Annotated in this window: 15 protein-coding genes and 1 tRNA gene; 7 read left to right on the top strand and 9 right to left on the bottom strand. The window is 68.8% G+C overall.

Features of this window, described 5'->3' with window-relative positions; all coding sequences use genetic code 11:
- The first annotated feature begins 75 nt into the window (after nucleotides 1-75).
- Nucleotides 76-510 (top strand): helix-turn-helix domain-containing protein, encoded by a 435-nt coding sequence (locus ABDW31_RS19095; protein ID WP_184722215.1) that lies wholly within the window; start codon nucleotides 76-78, stop codon nucleotides 508-510.
- 98 nt (nucleotides 511-608) lie between these two features.
- Here ABDW31_RS19095 and ABDW31_RS19090 read toward each other — a convergent pair whose 3' ends face one another.
- Nucleotides 609-1,442: a LytTR family DNA-binding domain-containing protein gene (locus ABDW31_RS19090; RefSeq protein ID WP_184722217.1), complete on the bottom strand. Its 834-nt coding sequence runs from the start codon at nucleotides 1,440-1,442 to the stop codon at nucleotides 609-611.
- 131 nt (nucleotides 1,443-1,573) lie between these two features.
- Here ABDW31_RS19090 and ABDW31_RS19085 point away from each other — a divergent pair, with 131 nt between their 5' ends.
- On the top strand, nucleotides 1,574-3,538 hold the full coding sequence (locus ABDW31_RS19085) for a TonB-dependent receptor (protein ID WP_184722220.1): 1,965 nt from the start codon (nucleotides 1,574-1,576) through the stop codon (nucleotides 3,536-3,538).
- A gap of 60 nt (nucleotides 3,539-3,598) precedes the next feature.
- Here ABDW31_RS19085 and ABDW31_RS19080 read toward each other — a convergent pair whose 3' ends face one another.
- A complete protein-coding gene (locus tag ABDW31_RS19080) occupies nucleotides 3,599-3,952 on the bottom strand; it encodes a PilZ domain-containing protein (RefSeq protein ID WP_184722223.1) in 354 nt (117 codons plus the stop codon).
- Nucleotides 3,953-4,105: 153 nt separating this feature from the next.
- Between ABDW31_RS19080 and ABDW31_RS19075 the strand changes: the two genes are divergently transcribed.
- The 3 genes from ABDW31_RS19075 (at nucleotide 4,106) to ABDW31_RS19065 (ending at nucleotide 8,214) form a co-directional block, all read left to right on the top strand.
- Nucleotides 4,106-5,515 (top strand): HWE histidine kinase domain-containing protein, encoded by a 1,410-nt coding sequence (locus ABDW31_RS19075; RefSeq protein ID WP_184722226.1) that lies wholly within the window; start codon nucleotides 4,106-4,108, stop codon nucleotides 5,513-5,515.
- Nucleotides 5,516-5,678: 163 nt separating this feature from the next.
- A complete protein-coding gene (locus ABDW31_RS19070; RefSeq protein ID WP_184722229.1) occupies nucleotides 5,679-7,082 on the top strand; it encodes a glycoside hydrolase family 47 protein in 1,404 nt (467 codons plus the stop codon).
- Nucleotides 7,083-7,206: 124 nt separating this feature from the next.
- Nucleotides 7,207-8,214, top strand: coding sequence for a glycerophosphodiester phosphodiesterase family protein (locus ABDW31_RS19065; protein ID WP_184722232.1), 1,008 nt, complete (start codon nucleotides 7,207-7,209; stop codon nucleotides 8,212-8,214).
- On the opposite strand, the gene ABDW31_RS19060 is transcribed toward ABDW31_RS19065, so the two are convergent.
- The 6 genes from ABDW31_RS19060 to ABDW31_RS19035 all read right to left on the bottom strand — a co-directional run bounded on the left by ABDW31_RS19060 (nucleotide 8,147) and on the right by ABDW31_RS19035 (nucleotide 11,689).
- Nucleotides 8,147-8,614 (bottom strand): hypothetical protein, encoded by a 468-nt coding sequence (locus tag ABDW31_RS19060; RefSeq protein ID WP_184722235.1) that lies wholly within the window; start codon nucleotides 8,612-8,614, stop codon nucleotides 8,147-8,149. The genes ABDW31_RS19065 and ABDW31_RS19060 overlap by 68 nt on opposite strands.
- Before the next feature lie 69 nt (nucleotides 8,615-8,683).
- Nucleotides 8,684-8,760, bottom strand: a tRNA-Met gene (locus tag ABDW31_RS19055).
- A gap of 44 nt (nucleotides 8,761-8,804) precedes the next feature.
- Nucleotides 8,805-9,863 (bottom strand): glycosyltransferase, encoded by a 1,059-nt coding sequence (locus tag ABDW31_RS19050; RefSeq protein ID WP_184722238.1) that lies wholly within the window; start codon nucleotides 9,861-9,863, stop codon nucleotides 8,805-8,807.
- Between the two features lie 58 nt (nucleotides 9,864-9,921).
- The gene (locus tag ABDW31_RS19045; RefSeq protein WP_184722241.1) at nucleotides 9,922-11,037 is read right to left on the bottom strand and encodes an NAD(P)/FAD-dependent oxidoreductase; all 1,116 of its coding nucleotides are present in this window, start codon (nucleotides 11,035-11,037) and stop codon (nucleotides 9,922-9,924) included.
- A complete protein-coding gene (locus tag ABDW31_RS19040; protein WP_184722244.1) occupies nucleotides 11,034-11,321 on the bottom strand; it encodes a type II toxin-antitoxin system RelE/ParE family toxin in 288 nt (95 codons plus the stop codon). Before ABDW31_RS19040 ends, ABDW31_RS19045 begins: the two co-directional genes overlap by 4 nt.
- Nucleotides 11,318-11,689: a hypothetical protein gene (locus ABDW31_RS19035; RefSeq protein WP_343699429.1), complete on the bottom strand. Its 372-nt coding sequence runs from the start codon at nucleotides 11,687-11,689 to the stop codon at nucleotides 11,318-11,320. Before ABDW31_RS19035 ends, ABDW31_RS19040 begins: the two co-directional genes overlap by 4 nt.
- Nucleotides 11,690-11,738: 49 nt before the next feature.
- Here ABDW31_RS19035 and ABDW31_RS19030 point away from each other — a divergent pair, with 49 nt between their 5' ends.
- Both ABDW31_RS19030 and ABDW31_RS19025 read left to right on the top strand, forming a co-directional pair.
- Nucleotides 11,739-13,130 carry an amino acid permease gene (locus ABDW31_RS19030; RefSeq protein ID WP_184724180.1) on the top strand — a complete coding sequence of 464 codons (1,392 nt, stop codon included), beginning with the start codon at nucleotides 11,739-11,741 and terminating at the stop codon, nucleotides 13,128-13,130.
- A gap of 56 nt (nucleotides 13,131-13,186) precedes the next feature.
- Entirely contained in the window at nucleotides 13,187-13,633 is a 447-nt protein-coding gene (locus tag ABDW31_RS19025; protein WP_184722247.1) for a carboxymuconolactone decarboxylase family protein, read from the top strand.
- A gap of 22 nt (nucleotides 13,634-13,655) precedes the next feature.
- Here the strand turns inward: ABDW31_RS19025 and ABDW31_RS19020 are convergent, their stop codons facing one another.
- Entirely contained in the window at nucleotides 13,656-17,099 is a 3,444-nt protein-coding gene (locus tag ABDW31_RS19020; protein WP_184722250.1) for an indolepyruvate ferredoxin oxidoreductase family protein, read from the bottom strand.
- Between the last annotated feature and the right edge of the window lie 113 nt (nucleotides 17,100-17,212).

Genomic DNA, 17,212 nt, shown 5'->3' with positions numbered 1-17,212 from the left:
ACGCGAGCTTCGCTTTCACCAGCGTCACGGTCGTGTCATTTTCCCCGAACAACCGTTGGAGGCGGAATTACCCACATGAGCGAAGAAACTGAAGGCCGTCGTCCCAATCCCGTCGATCTGCACGTCGGTGGTCGGGTTCGCATGCGTCGCAAGCTGCTTGGCGTCAGCCAGGAACAGCTCGCAGACTCTCTCGGCCTGACCTTCCAGCAGGTCCAGAAGTACGAGCGCGGCGCCAACCGCGTGAGCGCTTCCAAGCTGTACGAGATCGCCAAGACCCTGCAGGTCCCGGTGTCGTTCTTCTTCGACGGCCTCGCCGATCCGATGAGCGGCGCTGAAGTCGACGACGCCACCCAGCACGCCGAAAAGGTCGTGCAGGAGTTCCTGACCACGCCGGAAGGCCTGGAACTGGCTGAGGTGTTCCCGCGCATCGGTCGCGGCCGCGTTCGCCGCCAGGTCCTCGACCTGGTCCGCGCCATGGCCGACGAATCCTCGCGCAACGAACCCGCCTAAGGTCTGCAGAGACCGCCTAAGAACGACAAAGGCCTCGGTCCGCTCAGCCGAGGCCTTTTTTGCGCCTGTGTCCGTTCGAACGCTCCGTCGCCTTCGCGCTAAATTCCGGCCCGCGAGGCCAGGGTCGTGATCAGCGTCGGTCGATAGCGGCGACTAGCCGAGATCGTGCCGCCATCCGCCAGCACCAGGGTCGCGTCTCCAGACGGGTGGCTCTCGACGGACTTGACGCCGGTGGCGTTCACCAGGCGCGAGCGGTGGATGCGCAGGAAACCCCAACCCTCCAAGCGCTTCTCCAGGCTGGCCAGCGTGGCGCGCATCAGGATGGCGCGCCCCCCGACGACGTGCAGCTGAACATAGTTGCCGGCCGCTTCGACCCACAGGATTTCGGCGATCGGGATGTACAGGGTCTGGGCGCCGTCCCGAACCTCCAGCACCGGCGCGGCGGCGCTTTCGCCTTCCGGCGCCTTGCGCCTGGCGACCAGCAGGGCATGGGCGCCGCAATAGAACAGGCCCAGCAGCACATAGGTCAGAGCGTCCCGATAGAGGTCGGCGACATAGCCTTCCCACGTCACCGGCAGGCGGAAGTCCTGCCCCGACGCGACATGGACGATCGCGCGAAACAGCCGCGTCAGGCCGTAGTGGGCCAACGAGATCGCCGCGGCGCCGACGACATGAAGCAGCGCGGCAAGCGGCCAGGGAAAACGCGGCGGGACCAGCCGGCGGAAGGCCATGACGATCAGCGGCGCCAGCGCCAGCCAGACCAGGGAGCTGCTGACCTCGTCGAGGATCGGAATCGAGGGCGAAAGCGGCAGGCCGGAGCGCAGCTGGCGGTCCAAGGTAGCGGCCAGATTACCGGCGGCGGCGACCGTCACCAAGGCGACCGTCATCGCGGCCGGCGCCCAGCGTCGCAGCCCGTCGCTACCGTTCGTCACGTCTCGTCCGCCATTCGTCCCAGCCCCCCGACCGCCCGTCCCGGACGCTCCGTCGCGCGGCCCATCGCTGTGGCGCGCTCGCCTCGGCTGTCTATCTCGCGACGCTGCAAAACACCAAGGGACGCAGCGTCATGCCCACTTCAATCCTTCACGGCCTCATGGCCGCCGTGGCCATCACCGGCCAGGCGGACATCGGACAGGAGACCTACCCGGCCGCCTTCTTCGCCCCCTATGCGCCGCAGAACGCGCTCGAAATGGTCCAGCGCCTGCCGGGCTTCCAGCCGGACCTCGGCGACTCCGGCGTGCGGGGCTTCGCCGAGGGCGGCGGCAACATCCTGATCGACGGCGCGCGTCCCGCCAGCAAAGCCGGCGGGCTCTCGTCCGCCCTGGCCGCCATCCCCGTCGGACAAGTGGCGCGGATCGAGATCAACCGGGGCGCCGCGACAGCCAGTGAGGCCTCGGGCCAGACGGTGGTGGCCAATATCGTCCGCCTGAAGCGACGCGGCGGCTTGGCCGTGAACGCCGAACTGTCCAGGCGCGGAGACAACGTGCGCGGCAAGGCGTCCGTCATCGTGACCCGCAGCCTGGGCGCCCTGGAGATCGTCGCCAAGACCAGTTTCGACGCGCCCGGCGAGCGCTCGCACGGGACCCAACGAACCTTCGACCTGTCCGGTCGCGCGAAGGAAGGATCGGCTCTGGCCTACGCGGCCGACTTTCCGGAACTGAGCCAGCGCCTGAACCTGTCCAGCTCCTTGGCCGGCGGCGAGATGAAGGTCGCGGCCACCCTCGCCCGCGCCCAGCTGTCGGAAGGCTTTTCGTTCAGCGACGCCGTCCAGGCCCAGAGCTTTCCCAAGCGCACGGCCCGCTGGCGCGGTGAAATCGGCGGCGACTGGTCTCGTCCGGTCGGCGCCGGCTATGGGCTGAAGCTGCTGGGCTTCGCCAGCATCATCGACCTCGACGCGCGGTCGTGGAGCCAGATCGACACCGGCGGCTCAGTCTCGCTGACCGACAGCTTCGAGAGCCAGGCGACCTCGCGCGAGACCATCGCCCGCGTAGTTGTCGCCAAGGCCGCCGGCGTGCTCCAGCCGGAGATCGGCGCGGAGATCGCCTGGAACAGCCTCGAGAACCGGTCGATCTCCTCCCGGTTCGGCGCCGCCCCGTCGCGGTCGGTCTCGGCGGTCGATGTCTCGGAGACCCGCAGCCAGGCGTTCGCGACGCTCAACTGGCGACCGGGGCCGCGCTGGACGATCGCGGCCGGCGCCGCCTATGAGGCCTCCCACCTCCAGTCTGGCGATGGCGAGCGCGACTTCGGCTTCTTCAAGCCCAGCCTGACGGCGACCTATCGCCCGGACGACCGCAGCAACCTGCGCCTGTCGATCCGGCGTTCGGTCGGACAGCTGTCGTTCGGAGACTTCGCGGCCTCGGCCAGCCTGGCGGAGGGCCGGACCAACGCGGGCAATGCGCAACTGGGCCCCGACCACAAGACGACGGCGACCCTGGACTATGAGCGCCGCTTCTCGCAACGCGGAGCCATCAGTCTGAAGGTGGCCCACGAATGGCGACGCGACGTGCTGGAGGCGTCGGTCCTGCCGTCGGGCGCGTTCGGAACCGTCAATGTCGAGCAGGCCAAGGTCTGGAGCGTCAGGGGCAATCTGGCGCTGCCGCTCGATCGGATCCTCCGCAACGGGCTCCTCAATGTGAAGTACATCCGCCAGGGCGCGCGGCTGAACGACCCGCTCACTGGCGAGCGACGCGCCCTGACCAGCTTCCAGCCCGAGACCTTCGAGGTCGAGCTGCGCCAGGACCTGGCCACCGCCTCCTGGGGCGTGGACTATGCCCGCGGCTTCCAGCGGCTGTTTTGGTACCAGGACGAGGCGCGCGTCCAGGATCACGGGGCCAACCTTGGCCTGTATGTCGAGACGCGTCGCGTCCGGGACGCCCGGATCACTCTGCGGCTCGACGGTCTGCTGGGAACCCGCACGACCTACAGCCGGCTGCAGTACGCCCCCAGCCGCGCTGGCCGACCTATCCAACGTGAGGTGTGGGACATCCGAACACCCTTCGTGGCGACCGTCGCCGTCAGCCGAAACTTTTGATCGGCAAAGGCGTCGGCAACACGTCGCAACCCACGCGCTTCGTGGATGGGGGCTCCCCCGCTACCCCGCCGAGACGTTCGACTGCGAGGCCAGCCAGATGCGTTTGGCTGTGCCCGCGGCGCCGGCCGCCAGGCCGCGCAGGTCGTAGGTGCGGACGATGCGCAGGCCGATTTCGCGGTCCTTCTGCCAGGCGACGGTGACGTCGTGGGCCAGCCCGGCGGCCAAGTCGACCAGCTGGGCCTGTCCGGGCGGCGCGGCGGCGGTCAGCATCTGGACGCGGGCGCCGCTGCTGGACAGGTCGCGGATCACGCAGTCCCACGCGAAGGCGCCGCACAGCACCTTCCCCGACCGTTGGGTCTGGATGCGGACGGCCGACCGCCGCTCATGTTCCCCGCCGGACGCGAACTTCGCCATGAACGGATAAACGCATGGGGCGGTTAATCGGTCGTGCAGATTTAAGATTTTTGCAGTAAAGGTTAACGACCTCCAGGTGCGGCGATTTGCGCAGGCGGCCTCAGGTCGAATTCAGGCCGGCATGCGCTTAGAGACCGCTACCATCGACGAACGATGATCGACGAATCTCCGCCCCTTTCCGCGTCTCCCAGCGTCACCACAGCGCTGAAGCACGCCCCGTTGGGCATCGCCATCTTCGACAGCCAGATGCGCTATCTGGCCGCCTCGCGGCAGTATCTGACCGACCAGCACCTGCCCGCCGACATGCCGTTGATCGGCCGCCTGCACTACGAGGCCTTTCCTGAGGTGCCGCAGAAGTGGCGCGACCTGCACGCCCGCGTGCTGGCCGAGGGCGTCGAGCTGCGCCACGAAGGCGACCCCTATATCGACCGCTATGGCAACATCGAGTGGATCCGCTGGTCGATGGCCCCCTGGCGCACCGACGCCAACGAGCGCGGCGAGAGCGTGATCGGCGGCCTGGTGCTGTATACCGAGGTGGTCACGGCCAATATCGAGGCCCGTCAGAAGCTGGAGGCCGCCGAGGCCCGCTATCGCGCCGTGTTCGACCAGGCGGCGATGGGCGTGGCCCGCCTGACCCCGATCGGCGAGATCCTGGAGGTCAATGACAGCTTCTGCGCCCTGCTGCAGCGGCCGCGTGAGGCGCTGCTGGGGGCCTCGTTCCAGAGCCTGGCCCATGCCGACCATCTCGAGGAGGTGCTGGCCTCCAGCGCGGCCCTGCTGGCGGGCGAGCGTGAGACCTGCTCGGCCGAGCGCCTGTTCGTGACGCCGGGCGGCGACGTCTGGATCCACCTGACCGCCTCGATGGTCCGCGTCGAGGACGAGCCGGCCTATATCCTGGCGATCATCTCCGACATCAGCGCCCGCAAGGAGGCCGAGACCGCCACCCAGCGCCACCAGGGCCAGCTGCGGCTGCTGATCAACGAGCTGAACCACCGGGTGAAGAACACCCTGGCCACCGTCCAGTCGATGGCGGCCCAGACCCTGCGCAACGAACCCCATCCCACCGTGGCCTTCGAGAAGTTCGAGGCGCGCCTGCTGGGCTTGTCGGGCGTACACGACATCCTGACCCGCGAGAGCTGGCACGGGGCGGCGCTGCATGAGGTGGCCCAGCGCGCCCTGCGGCCGTTCGACGAGGCCGGGGTGCGGGTCAGCGTCGCGGGACCCGCGGTGCGGCTGCAGCCCGGCGGGGCCCTGACCATGGCGCTGATCTTCCACGAACTGGCCACCAACGCCCTGAAGTATGGCGCCCTGTCCAACGCTGTGGGCCGCGTGAGCCTGACCTGGACCTATGACCCCGCCACCCGCCTGCTCGAGACGACCTGGACCGAGCACGACGGCCCGACCGTCATCGAGCCCACCCGCAAGGGCTTCGGCTCGCGCCTGATCGAGCGCAGCCTGCGCGGCGAGCTGAAGGGCCAGGCGGACATGGACTATCGCCCCGAAGGCTTGCGCTGCGTGCTGCACGCGCGGCTACCCGAGGCTCCGGACGCCGACCCGGCCTGAGCGGCCGCCGCATGGCGGACGTGCGCCGTCAGTGACGTCATCGCTGCAAAGAGGCCTCGGCGACCCCACCCGCCGCGGCCTTGGCTGGCCGGGGTGTCGTGACCCCGGCCAGCGCCCTTCCCCGCTCTCGACACCGTTGCGCGCCCCTGGATAGGCTGGCGTCATGACGCTCGCCCGACTCACGCGCCGCTCCGCTCTCGCATCGATGGCCGCCGCCGGCCTGGCGCCGTCGCTCGCCGCCCACGCCGCCCCTAGGGCCGCGCCCAAGGAAAACTGGAAGGCCCTGGCCGCCGACGTCCGCAAGGAGTTCCAGTGGGCCTGGCGGGCTTACGTCGCCAAGGCCTGGGGCAAGGACGAGATCAATCCGGTCAGCGGCACGTCGCGCTCGTTCTTCATCGAGGGCCATGACCTGGGCCTGTCGCTGGTCGAGGCGCTGGACACCCTGTGGATCATGGGCCTGGACGCCGAGTTCCAGGCCGGCGTCGATTGGGTGAAGTCGTCGCTCAGCTTCGATGTCGACGGCGACGCCCAGGTGTTCGAGACCAATATTCGCCTGGTCGGCGGCCTGATCGCCGCGCACCTGGCCTGTGGCGATCCCGTGCTGCTGGCCAAGGCGAAGGACCTGGCCGACCGGCTGATGAAGGCCTTCGACGCCTCCCCGCACGGCCTGCCCTGGCGCTATGTGAACCTGCGCACCGGCGCCGTGCGCGATCCCGAGACCAACCTGGCCGAGATCGGCACCTACATCACCGAATTCGGGGTGCTGAGCCAGCTGACCGGCGAGCCGCGCTATTTCGACGCCGCCAAGCGGGCCATGAAGCACGCCCTGGACCGCCGCTCGAAGATCGGCCTGATGGCCGCCAATATCGACGCCCGCACCGGCGAGTTCATCAGCCGCAACGCCAGCATCGATATCTATGCCGACAGCTTCTACGAATATCTCTGGGACGCCTGGGAACTGTTCGGCGACGAAGACTGCAAGCGCTGGGCGATCGAGTGCGTCGACGCCCAACTGGCCCATCAGGCCAAGCGTTATGACGGTCGTCTGTGGTTCCCGATGGTCGACTATGAGACCGGCGCGGTGACCGCCACGGCCCAAAGCGAGCTGGCCGCCTACTATGCCGGCCTGCTCGGCCAAGTGGGTCGCAAGGCGCAGGGCGACGACTATCTCGCCACCTTCACCTATCTGCAGAAGACGTTCGGGATCATTCCCGAGTCAATCGACGCCGCCACCGCCCAGCCGCGCCGCAAGCACACTGGCCTGCGCCCCGAATATCCCGACGCCTGCCTGAACCTGTGGCTGATCGACCGCGACGAGCGCTATCGCCAGCTGTCGGCCATCCACTATCGCGAGATGAAGGCCACCAGCCGCGCGGCGTACGGCTACACGGCGCTGAAGGACATCACGACCCGGCCGATGACCCAGGGCGACAACTGCCCCGGCTACTGGTGGTCTGAGCAGATGAAATACTACTACCTGCTGTTCTCGGACACGCCCCGCATCGACTACGCCCAGCTGCAGCTCAGCACCGAGGCCAACGTGCTGCGGGGTTTCCGAAAGCCGTAGGGACAAAACGACGCACCTGGCGCGTAGCGGTCCAGGTGCGGCCGTGGCGTCACCTCAACAGGTCCGAACTGCCGTATGCCTGTCGCGTGAATCGGTCATGGAAGGGCCGGGAGGCCTCGACACCATGCGGATTTTCGCAATCTTGATCGCTGCGGCCCTGATGGCCGGCTCCGCGTCTGCCAGCGGCCTGCGTGATCGGCTGTATGATCCAGCCGACGGTGTCCTGGTCGTGGCCCACCGCGCCTGCCATCGTTCAGCGCCGAGCCACGGCTTCGATTCCGCTCTGCCCGAGAACTCGCTGACCGCCCTGGAGCGCTGTATCGCCCTGGGCGTCGACCTGGTCGAGATCGACGTGCGCCGCACCCGCGATGGGGCGTTGGTGGTCATGCACGACAAGACCGTCAACCGCACCACCGACGGCAAGGGCCGCGTCTCCCGCATGACCCTGGCCCAGATCCAGGCCCTGCGGTTCAAGGGCGACCCGACCCAGGCCCCGCCGACGCTGGAGGCCTTTCTGCGCGCCGCCCGGGGCCGCATCCTGGTCAATATCGACCTCAAGCGCGCGCCGCTGGCGATCGAGGCCGCAAAGATTGTCCGCCAGGCCGACGCCAGCGACTGGGTGCTGTTCAAGGCCAAGGCCGGCTTCGACGCCCCGCCGCTGGCCGACCTGCCACTCTATCGCGACCTGGCCTTCATGCCGATGGTCGCCAGCATGGGCGGCCGCCGGCCCGAGCGCCTGGGCCAGATCACCGCCCAGCAGGCCTCGGGCGCTCAGCCGATCCCGGCCGTGGAAATGGTGGCTCTAAAGCGCCAGGGCTTCACCGCCGTGCGCGACGCCGCCCGCACGGCCCGCATCCGCGTATGGACCAACACCCTGGCCACCAAGGGCTGGCGGGGCGTGCTGGATCAGTCTGGCGACCGCCGCGCCCTCCGCGATCCGGACAAGGCCTGGGGCAAGCTGATCGACCAGGGCGTCAGCATCGTCCAGACCGATCACCCCGCCGCCCTGATCGACTATCTGGACGCCCGTGGCCTGCGCGGCCACGCGCCCATGCCCGCGCCGGCTATGGCGAGCGCAGACGATTCACGGCTTGCTCCAGGCTCCGACGGCGCTTTGACCACGAACCGCTGAGGGCCTTGGCCTCAGCGTCCAGCTCACGACGCCGACGCTCCAGATCGGCCTCGGCGTAGCGCTGCTCGGCTTCGGCGGCTTCCAGCGCCGCTTCCGCCTCGGCCAGGGCCTTCTTGCGCTTGGCCTCGGCGGCGTCGGCCTTCTTCTTCGGCGCGGCCTTGGGCTTGGGCAAGGTCTCGACCGCCGCCTTCAGCCCGCCCTCGGCCCGGCGGATCACTGCGCCCGGCGCGGCCAGGGCGGCCTTGGCGTCGGGCGCATCGGGCGCCTCGACCGCCACGCCTTCCTTGAAGAGATCGCGATCGGTCTCCCAGGCCGCCAGCGCCTTGACGCGCGACGTCGCCGCCACGGTGTAGCGGTGGAAGCCGTCCGACCAGGTGAAGACCTTGGGTGCGCGCGCCATGACGCGACAACGAGCAGCGCCGCGGCGCTGTTCCAAACTTCTGAATTGTAAGGAGAAGCCAGTCCGTCCTGGTGGCGGGGGGCGGGATCGAACCGCCGACCTGTGGGTTATGAATCCACCGCTCTAACCATCTGAGCTACCCAGCCATCGCCAGGACGGACGGGGGTCATACGCTCAAGAGCGCCCCGCATCAAGCATTAGTGAACATTCCGTCCAGCGCTGCTTCCAAGCGCCGCGCCAGTTGGTCGGGACCGTATTCGCCTAGGACCAGGGCGCGAGCCGCCTCGCCCAGGCGAACCCCGCCTTGCGGGTCGGCCACCACCTCGCCCAGGGCCTCGGCCAGGCGGTCGACATCGTCATCCGGGACCAGCCGGCCGTTGACGCCGTCCCTGAGGATCTCGTTGGGACCGTCGATCTCGGTGGCCACCACGGGCAGGCCCACGGCCATGGCCTCCAGCAAGGTCAGCGGGAAGCCCTCCTGGTGCGAGGGGAAGGCGAAGACGTCGCCCGAGGCCAGGAAGCCGGCGACGTCGTCGGTCCAGCCGACCAGCTTCACGCAGGGCGCCAGGTCCAGCTCGCGGATCAGCGACTCCAGCGCGCCGCGCTCGTCGCCCTCGCCGGCGATCTCGCAGGTGACCTCCAGATCATAGGCGCGCAGCTTGCCGATCGCCCGAATCAGGATGTCGAAGCCCTTCTTCGGGTGCAGGCGGCCGGCGGCGACGATCTTGATCGGGCAGCTTTCGACGCTCCCGCGCGCGAACGGCGTCGCCCGGGCCGTCGGGGGGGTCACGGCGTTGGGAATGAAGTGGACGTGGTCGGCGCTCGCGCCGCGGTCCAGGGCCAGCTGGGCCAGGTGCTGGCCCACGCACAGATAGTGGACGCCGGGCGCGACATCGAACGCGGGCTTGTGCACGCAGACGGCCTGCACGGCGCCCGCCGGCGCGGCCTTGGCGAACAGGCGGGCGGGCCGCTGGCCGTGGCTCAGGATCAGCGCCGGCTGGGCCTCGCGCACCACCGCCTTGGCCGCGCCCAGGGTGACCGGGTCCCAGTCGGTGAAGGCCGGCATCGACACGAACGGCGGCGTGCGCTGGCCTTGCGCTGCGGCGACCTTGCCGCCCTGACGCACCACGCCGACGCAGCGGCCGTCATGCTGCGCCGCCCACGCCTCCAGGATCGGCTGATAGTCCAGGAACACCTGCTCAAGGCCGCCCAAGCCCTTGCCCAGCATGGCGTGCAGGATGTTGGTCAAAGCGGACTCCGGTGCGTCGTCTAACGGGCGGGGACCATCGTGGGGCGCCGCTTGCGTGTCAACGCGCCAGCAGCCGATCCGCAACCTCTTGCCCGATCGCCAGAGAGCTGGTCAGGCCCGGGCTCTCGATGCCAAACAGCGCCATCAGGCCTTCCAGCCCGTGATCCTCGACGCCGCGCAGCTGGAAATCCGGTTGCGGCTCGTCCGGCCCATGCAGCTTGGGCCGCACCCCGGCATAATCGGGTTGCAGGGCGCCGTCGGGCAGGCCCGGCCAGAACTTGCGGATATAGGCCGCAAAAGCCTCGGCCCGCGCCGGATCGATCGCATAGTCGGGCGCGGGGACATATTCGAGGTCCGGCCCGAACACCGCCTGGCCGCCCAAGTCGTTGCGATAGTGGGTGCCCAGCGCCCCGTGGATCGGCGGCGGATAGACCAGGCGCTGGAACGGCGCCTTGCCGGTCAGGCGGAAATAGACGCCCTTGCCGTAGTGGGCCTGGGGGATGCGATCGGCCGGATAGCCCTCAATGCGCCCGGCGACGGCCTGCGCCGACAGGCCCGGCGCAGTGACCAGCAGGCGGCAGGTCAGGCTGGTGGGATCGACGCCGCCGGCCCGCACCTTGAAGCCGCCGCCCGCGAAGGCCTCGGCGCCCTCGAACGGCGTATTGAGCACCACCGCACCGCCGGCCGCCTCGATCTCGCCGTGCAGGGCCAGCATGTAGTCGTGGCTGGCGAAGACCCCGCTCTCTGGCGACAGCAGCGCCGCTTGGGCGGCAAGACCTGGCTCCAGCGCGCGGGCCTGCGCGCCGGTCAGCCGCTCCATGCCCTCGACGTCATTGGCCAGGGCCTGGTCCCAGATGTCGTCCAGGCGCGGGACCTCGTCCTCGCTCGTCGCCACCACCAGCTTGCCGCAGCGCTTGTAGGCCACGCCGTGCCTGTCCAGGAACGGATACAGCAGCCGCCGCCCCTGCACGCACAGCCGCGCCTTCAGCGAGCCGGACGGATAGTAGAGCCCGCCGTGGATCACCTCGGAATTGCGCGACGACACGCCCTGCCCGATGTGCCCCTCGCCCTCTAGCACGGCCACGTTCAGGCCCTGCTGCGCCAGAGCGTATCCGCAGGCCAGGCCGACCGCGCCGGCGCCGACCACGACGGCGTCGAAATCGAATTCGGTCATTTCAGGGTCTTCGGCAGGCGAGCGCCGTGGATGACGCGTTCGATAAAAACGTCTTCGTCGGCAACCCGATAGAGGATGAGATAGGGTCTGACGGAGAGACCGCGAACACCATCGCCGTACACAGGATAGAGCGGTCCCATCTCGGGCGCGTCACGCAAGGCGCTGGTGCGTTCGATCAACCGGCTGACAACCTGGCGCGCGGCGAGCGGCCGATCGGCGGCGATCCAGTCGCCGATATCGAAGAGGTCCCGTTTCGCCTGGCGTGCGAACCGGAGCCGCTTCAACCCTGGCCCTCGCCAAAGCGCTTGCGAAGCTGGCCGAACACCCCCTCGGCGTCTTCGTAGTCGTTCTCGGCGATGGACGTCTTGATCGAAAGGCGGACGGCCTCGACATCCTCGGCGACACCGGCCGGCGGCTCCCCGCGCCCCTCCGCCAAGCGCTCGTATTCGTCGCTCTCTTCCAACGCATCCAGCAGCGCCTCGAGTTTTTCCGAACCGCCGACGATCTCCGCCGCGCGGCGGTAGTTCAGCTCGGCCAATTCCGCGGCGACGCCCTCGTCCAGCGACGCGAACTCGCCGCGTTCGACCCGCGCCTGCAGATCGGCGGCGTCCTCGGCGCTGAGCTGCACCGTCACTTGCACCGGCTTGTTCATGGCGAAAGCCTAGCACGAACCCCTGGCGGCGTCAGTGCGTTGCCTCCTCATGACCGAGCCCGCCAAGCCCACGTCCAAGGAACCGCTGCTGCGCGCCATCGGGCCGATGCAGATGACGCTGTACGCGGCCGGCAGCATGATGGGCGCGGGCATCTACGGCCTGATCGGCAAGGCCGCCGGCCAGGTGGGTTCAGCGGTCTGGGCCTCGTTCCTGGTCGCCCTGGTCGCGGCGCTGCTGACGGGGCTGTCCTATGCCTCCCTCGCCTCGCGCTATCCCAAGGCCGGCGGCGCGGCCTATGTCACCCAGCGGGCGTTTAAGCGCGGCCTGCTGACCCACGTGGTGGGCATCGCCACGGCCTGTTCGGGCCTGACCTCGATCGCCGCCGGGGCCTGGGTGATCGGCGAGAACCTGCACACCTTCCAATGGCTCGCTTCCACGCCGCCGGTGCTGATCGCCTTGGCCTATGTCGTGCTGATGGCCGGCATCGTGTTCCGTGGCATCCGCGAGTCGATCTGGGCCAATCTGGTCTGCACCTTCATCGAGGCCGGCGGCCTGCTGCTGGTGGTGATCGTCGGCGCGAAGTTCTGGGGTCAGGCGGACCTCTTCGACATCCCCACCCCGGCTCAGGGTGCGGCGACCTCGATCGTGCCGCTGCTGCTGGTACAGGGCGCGGCTTTGACCTTCTTCGCCTTCGTCGGCTTCGAGGACTCGATCAATGTCGGCGAGGAGGTCAAGAACCCCCGCACCACCCTGCCCATCGGCATCCTGCTGGCCATGGGGATCACCGCCGCCCTCTATATCGCCGTGGCCATCACCGCCGTTTCGGTCATCCCCTGGCGCGAGCTGGGCCAGGCCGGGGCGCCGTTGGCCATGGTCATGGACAAGGCCGCGCCGTGGCTGCCGGGCTGGACCTTCGTGGTCATCACCGTCTTCGCCGTCGCCAACAGCGCGCTGATCAACTACGTCACCGCCTCGCGCCTTCTGTACGGCATGGCCCGCGACGGCCGCCTGCCCAAGCCGTTGGCCAAGGTCCACGCCCGCCGCCGCACCCCGCACATCGCCATCGCCGTGCTGCTGGCCATCGTTGCGGTGCTGATCCTGTCGGGCAACGTCACCCAGCTGGGCGAGGCCACCACCCTGCTGCTGCTGGCCGTCTTCACCGTCGTCAACGGCGCCCTGCTGGTGCTGCGCAAGCGTCCCGGCGAAAAGCCCGGCGCCTTCGAGCCCCCGGCCTTTGTCCCGGCCCTGGGCGCGGTGGTGTGCCTAGGCCTGATCGCCGTGCGGGTCTCGACCGGCGATCTCGCCGCCCCGCTGACGGCGGGGGCGCTGATCGCCGCAGCGCTGGCGCTGTATTGGGTCATGAAGCGCGGCCACGCTCTCCCCGCTGCCATCGAGCGACAAGCGCCCTCGGAAAAAACTCCGGCGCCCCTGTCACGTTAGCCACACGGCGCTCGTCATCTCCTCGACAGCCATCCGGCAGCACAGGAGAAAACCAGATGAGCCGCTTGAATTGGTCCGAGGTCGCGCCCGACGGCGCCAAGGCTCTGTTCGGTGTCCACCGCTATGTGACCCAGAACACCGACCTCCCCGCAGAGCTGATCCATCTGGTCTTCCTGCGGGTGTCGCAGATCAACGGCTGCGCCCACTGCATCGACCTGCACGGCCGCGACCTGCGCAAGACCATGTCGGTCGACAAGGTCCTGCTGGTTTCGGTGTGGGACGAGGTCCCGCACCTGTTCTCCGACCAGGAGCGCGCCGCCCTGGCCTGGGCCGAGGAAGTGACCCGCGTCAGCGAGACCCATGCCTCCGACGAAGCCTATGCCGCGGCCGCCGCGGCGTTCACGCCCAAGGACCTCGTGGATCTGACCATCACCATCGCGGCGATGAACGCTTTCAATCGGCTGGGCGCGCCCTTCCGGCTGCCGGTGGCGGCCAAGGCCTGAGGATCGACGCAATGGGGGCGGGCTAAGCCGCCCCCCACTGCTCCCACAGCTTGTCCTGGGCCGCCTTGGCCGTCTTCACCGAAGCGTCCTTGACGTGCCCGTAGCCGCGGATCTGCTGCGGGACCTCGGCGATCTTGACCGCCAGGGACAGGCTCTCGGTCGAGAGACCCGCCGCCAGGCGATCGAGGGCCGCTTCGTAGGACGCGATCAGGCCCCGCTCCATCCGGCGCTCCTCGGTCTTGCCGAACACGTCCAGCGGACCGCCGCGCAGGCCCTTCATCTTGGCCATCAGCGGGAAGGCGACGTCCAGCATCCAGCCGCCGAACGCGATCTTCTTGGGCTTGCCGTCGGCGCCCTTGGGGGCCAGCAGCGGCGGCGACAGCCACACCTTGGCCTGGCCGCCCTTGAAGGTCCCGGCCAACTCCTTGGCGAAGCGGCCGTCGGTGTAGAGGCGCGCGACCTCGTACTCGTCCTTGTAGGCCATCAGCTTGTAGAGGTTGACCGCCGCCGCGCGGGTCAGCGGCAGGGCGCTATCCGGACCGCTCACGGCGACCTCGGCGGTGCGGACCTTGGCCACCTTGTCGGCATAGCGCTGGGCATAGGCGACGTTCTGATAGGCCGTCAGCTCGCCGATGCGGTGGGCGATCAGCTCTTCCAGCGGAAGGGTCTCGGGCGTCGGGGTCTTGTCGTCCTTGACCGTGATCGCGTCGGGATCGTGGGCCACGCGGCGGCCCAGCTCGAAGGCCTGCAGATTGGCCTCGGCGTCGACGCCGTTCAGCTTGATGGCCCGGTACAGGGCGCGGCTGGACAGCGGGATCACGCCGCGCTGCCAAGCGAAACCGACCATGATCATGTTGGCGTAGATGGCGTCGCCGAACTCGGTCTCGGCCAGGCGCTGGGCCGGGCAGGCGTCGAAGGTCTTGGTCGCACCCGTCACCCGGCGGGCCATGGCCCCACTGTCGAAGCGCACGTCGCGGCTGGTGACGAAGTCGGCGGTGGGGGCGAAGTCGCTGTTGCCGAAAGCCCGCGTGCGGTCCTTGGCATAGAGCGACAGGCCTTCCGGCGACGCGGCCACCAGCAGGTCGCAGGCGATCAGAACATCCGCACTTGCTGCAGGGACGCGGCCGCCGACGATGGTCTCTTCCGTCTCGCCGATCTTGACGTGGCTGAACACCGAGCCGCCCTTCTGGGCCAGGCCCGTCATGTCCACGACGCTGCCCGAGCGACCGTCGATGTGGGCGGCCATGGCCAGGATCGAGGCCACGGTGGTCACGCCCGTACCGCCCACGCCGGTGAACAGAATCTTGCGCACGCCCGTGAACGGCTCGAACTCCGGCAGCGGCGTCGACTCGGCGGTCAGCGGCGCAGGAGCCTTCTTGGCCTGGGCGCTCTCGGCCCCTTCCAGGGTGATGAACGAAGGGCAGAAGCCCTCGACGCAGCTGTAGTCCTGGTTACACGAGGACTGGTTGATCTTGCGCTTGCGGCCAAACTCCGTGGCCAGCGGCTCGACCGAGACGCAGTTGGACTTCACCGAGCAGTCGCCGCAGCCTTCGCAGACCAGCGGATTGATGAAGACGCGCTTGGTCGCCTTGGGCATCGAGCCGCGCTTGCGGCGACGGCGCTTTTCGGTGGCGCAGGTCTGGTCGTAGAGCAGCACCGTGGTCCCGGGCGTCTCGCGCAGCATCTCCTGCACGCGCATCAGGTCCGAGCGCGGGAAGATCTCGACGCCGGGGGCCAGGTCGGTGACGCCCTGGTAGCGCTCCAGCTCGTCGACGACGATGACGGTCTTCTTGACGCCCTCGGCCGCCAGCTGGCGGGTGATCTGGGCCGGGGTGAAGCCGCTTTCGGCGCGCTGGCCGCCGGTCATGGCGACGGCGTCGTTATAGAGCAGCTTGTAGGTGATGTTGGTCCCGGCCGCGACCGCGCCCCGGATCGCCAGCGAGCCCGAGTGGTTGTAGGTCCCGTCGCCCAGGTTCTGGAAGACGTGCTTCTCGGCCGTGAAGGGCGAGGCGCCGACCCAGGTCAGGCCCTCGCCACCCATGTGGGTGTTGAGGTCGGTCGAGGGGTCGTTGAACCCGGCCATGTAGTGGCAGCCGATGCCGGCCAGCGCGCGGCTGCCTTCCGGCAGCTTGGTCGAGGTGTTGTGCGGGCAGCCCGAGCAGAAGAACGGCTTGCGGGCCTGGTCGGCGGCCAGGCTGACGGCGGCGACGCCGGCGGCCGAGACGCGGTTCAGATAGGCGCGAGCCCGCTCCATGTGCGGCCCGTCCGGCAGGCGGTCGTAGATGGCCAGGGCGATTTCCGCCACCGACAGGGCGCCGAGCTCCGACAGCAACGGGCCGCCCTTGCCGTCGGTCTTGCCGATCACCCGGGGACGCGCCTGGGCGGGCAGATCATAGAGCGCGGCCCGGGCCTGGGGCTCGATCAGGGCGCGCTTGTGCTCGATGACCATCAGCGTCTCAAGGCCAGCGGCGAAGGCGCGCAGGCCCAGCGGCTCCAGCGGCCAGGGCATGCCGACCTTGTAGATCGAGACGCCCAGGTCGGCGGCTTCCTGCAGGGTCATGCCCATGGCCGTGAAGGCCTCCAGCACGTCCTTATAGGCCTGGCCCTGGCAGACGATGCCGAGGCGCGCCTTGCCGGAGCGCACATACTGGGCGCCCAGCACCACGCGGTCGATCTGGTTGGCGCGGGCGAAGGCCAGGGCGGCGGGCAGCTTGTGCAGCCGCATCCGCCGTTCCTTCTCCATCGGCTGATCCTTCAGCCGGATGCCGAGACCGCCGGGCGGGAAGGCGAAGTCGGGGATCACCGCCTTGTGGCGGCCCAGCGAGACGTCGATGGTCACGCCGCTGTCCATGGTGTCGGCGAGTGCGATCATGCCCGTCCACAGACCGCTAAACCGCGACATGGCGATGCCCAGGATGCCGTAGTCCAGCACTTCCTGGACGTCGGCCGGCGACAGCACCGGCATCTCGAAATCCTGGAAGGCGAATTCCGATTGCGACGGCAGGGTCGAGCTCTTGCAGCCGTGGTCGTCGCCGGCCACCGCCAGCACGCCGCCGGTCGGGAAGGTCCCTGCGAAGTTCGCATGCTTGAAGACGTCGCCGGTGCGGTCGACGCCAGGCGCCTTCCCGTACCACATCCCATAGACCCCATCATAAAGCGCGCCCGGGAAGAGATTGGCCTGCTGGCTGCCCCACACGGCGGTGGCGGCGAGGTCTTCGTTGACCCCTTCCTTGAACACCACGTCGTGGGCGGTCAGCAGCTTGTTGATGCGCGCGGCCTGCTGGTCGAGGCCGCCCAACGGCGAGCCGCGATAGCCTGAAAGGAAGCCCGCCGTATTCAGTCCGGCGAGGCGATCGAGGCGCTTGCGATCCAGCAGGACCCGCAGGAGCGCCTGCACGCCAGTGATGAAAGCACGACCATCTTCGAGCACATATTTGTCGTCGAGCGTGACTTCGGAGTGCCGCATAGCAAAAATTTTCCTCCCGGGTCTTCCCGCCCGCAACGCAATATCTTATAGAAGCGCGGAAAATGTTTGCCCAACACGTGCCCGACTCGTGGCGGTTTTGCGCAAAATTGGAG

The sequence above is a fragment of the Caulobacter sp. genome (assembly GCF_039596335.1).
Classification (GTDB): Bacteria; Pseudomonadota; Alphaproteobacteria; order Caulobacterales; family Caulobacteraceae; genus Caulobacter.
The sequence above is the reverse complement of the archived record's forward strand: the minus strand, read 5'-3'. Positions and strand labels throughout refer to the sequence as shown.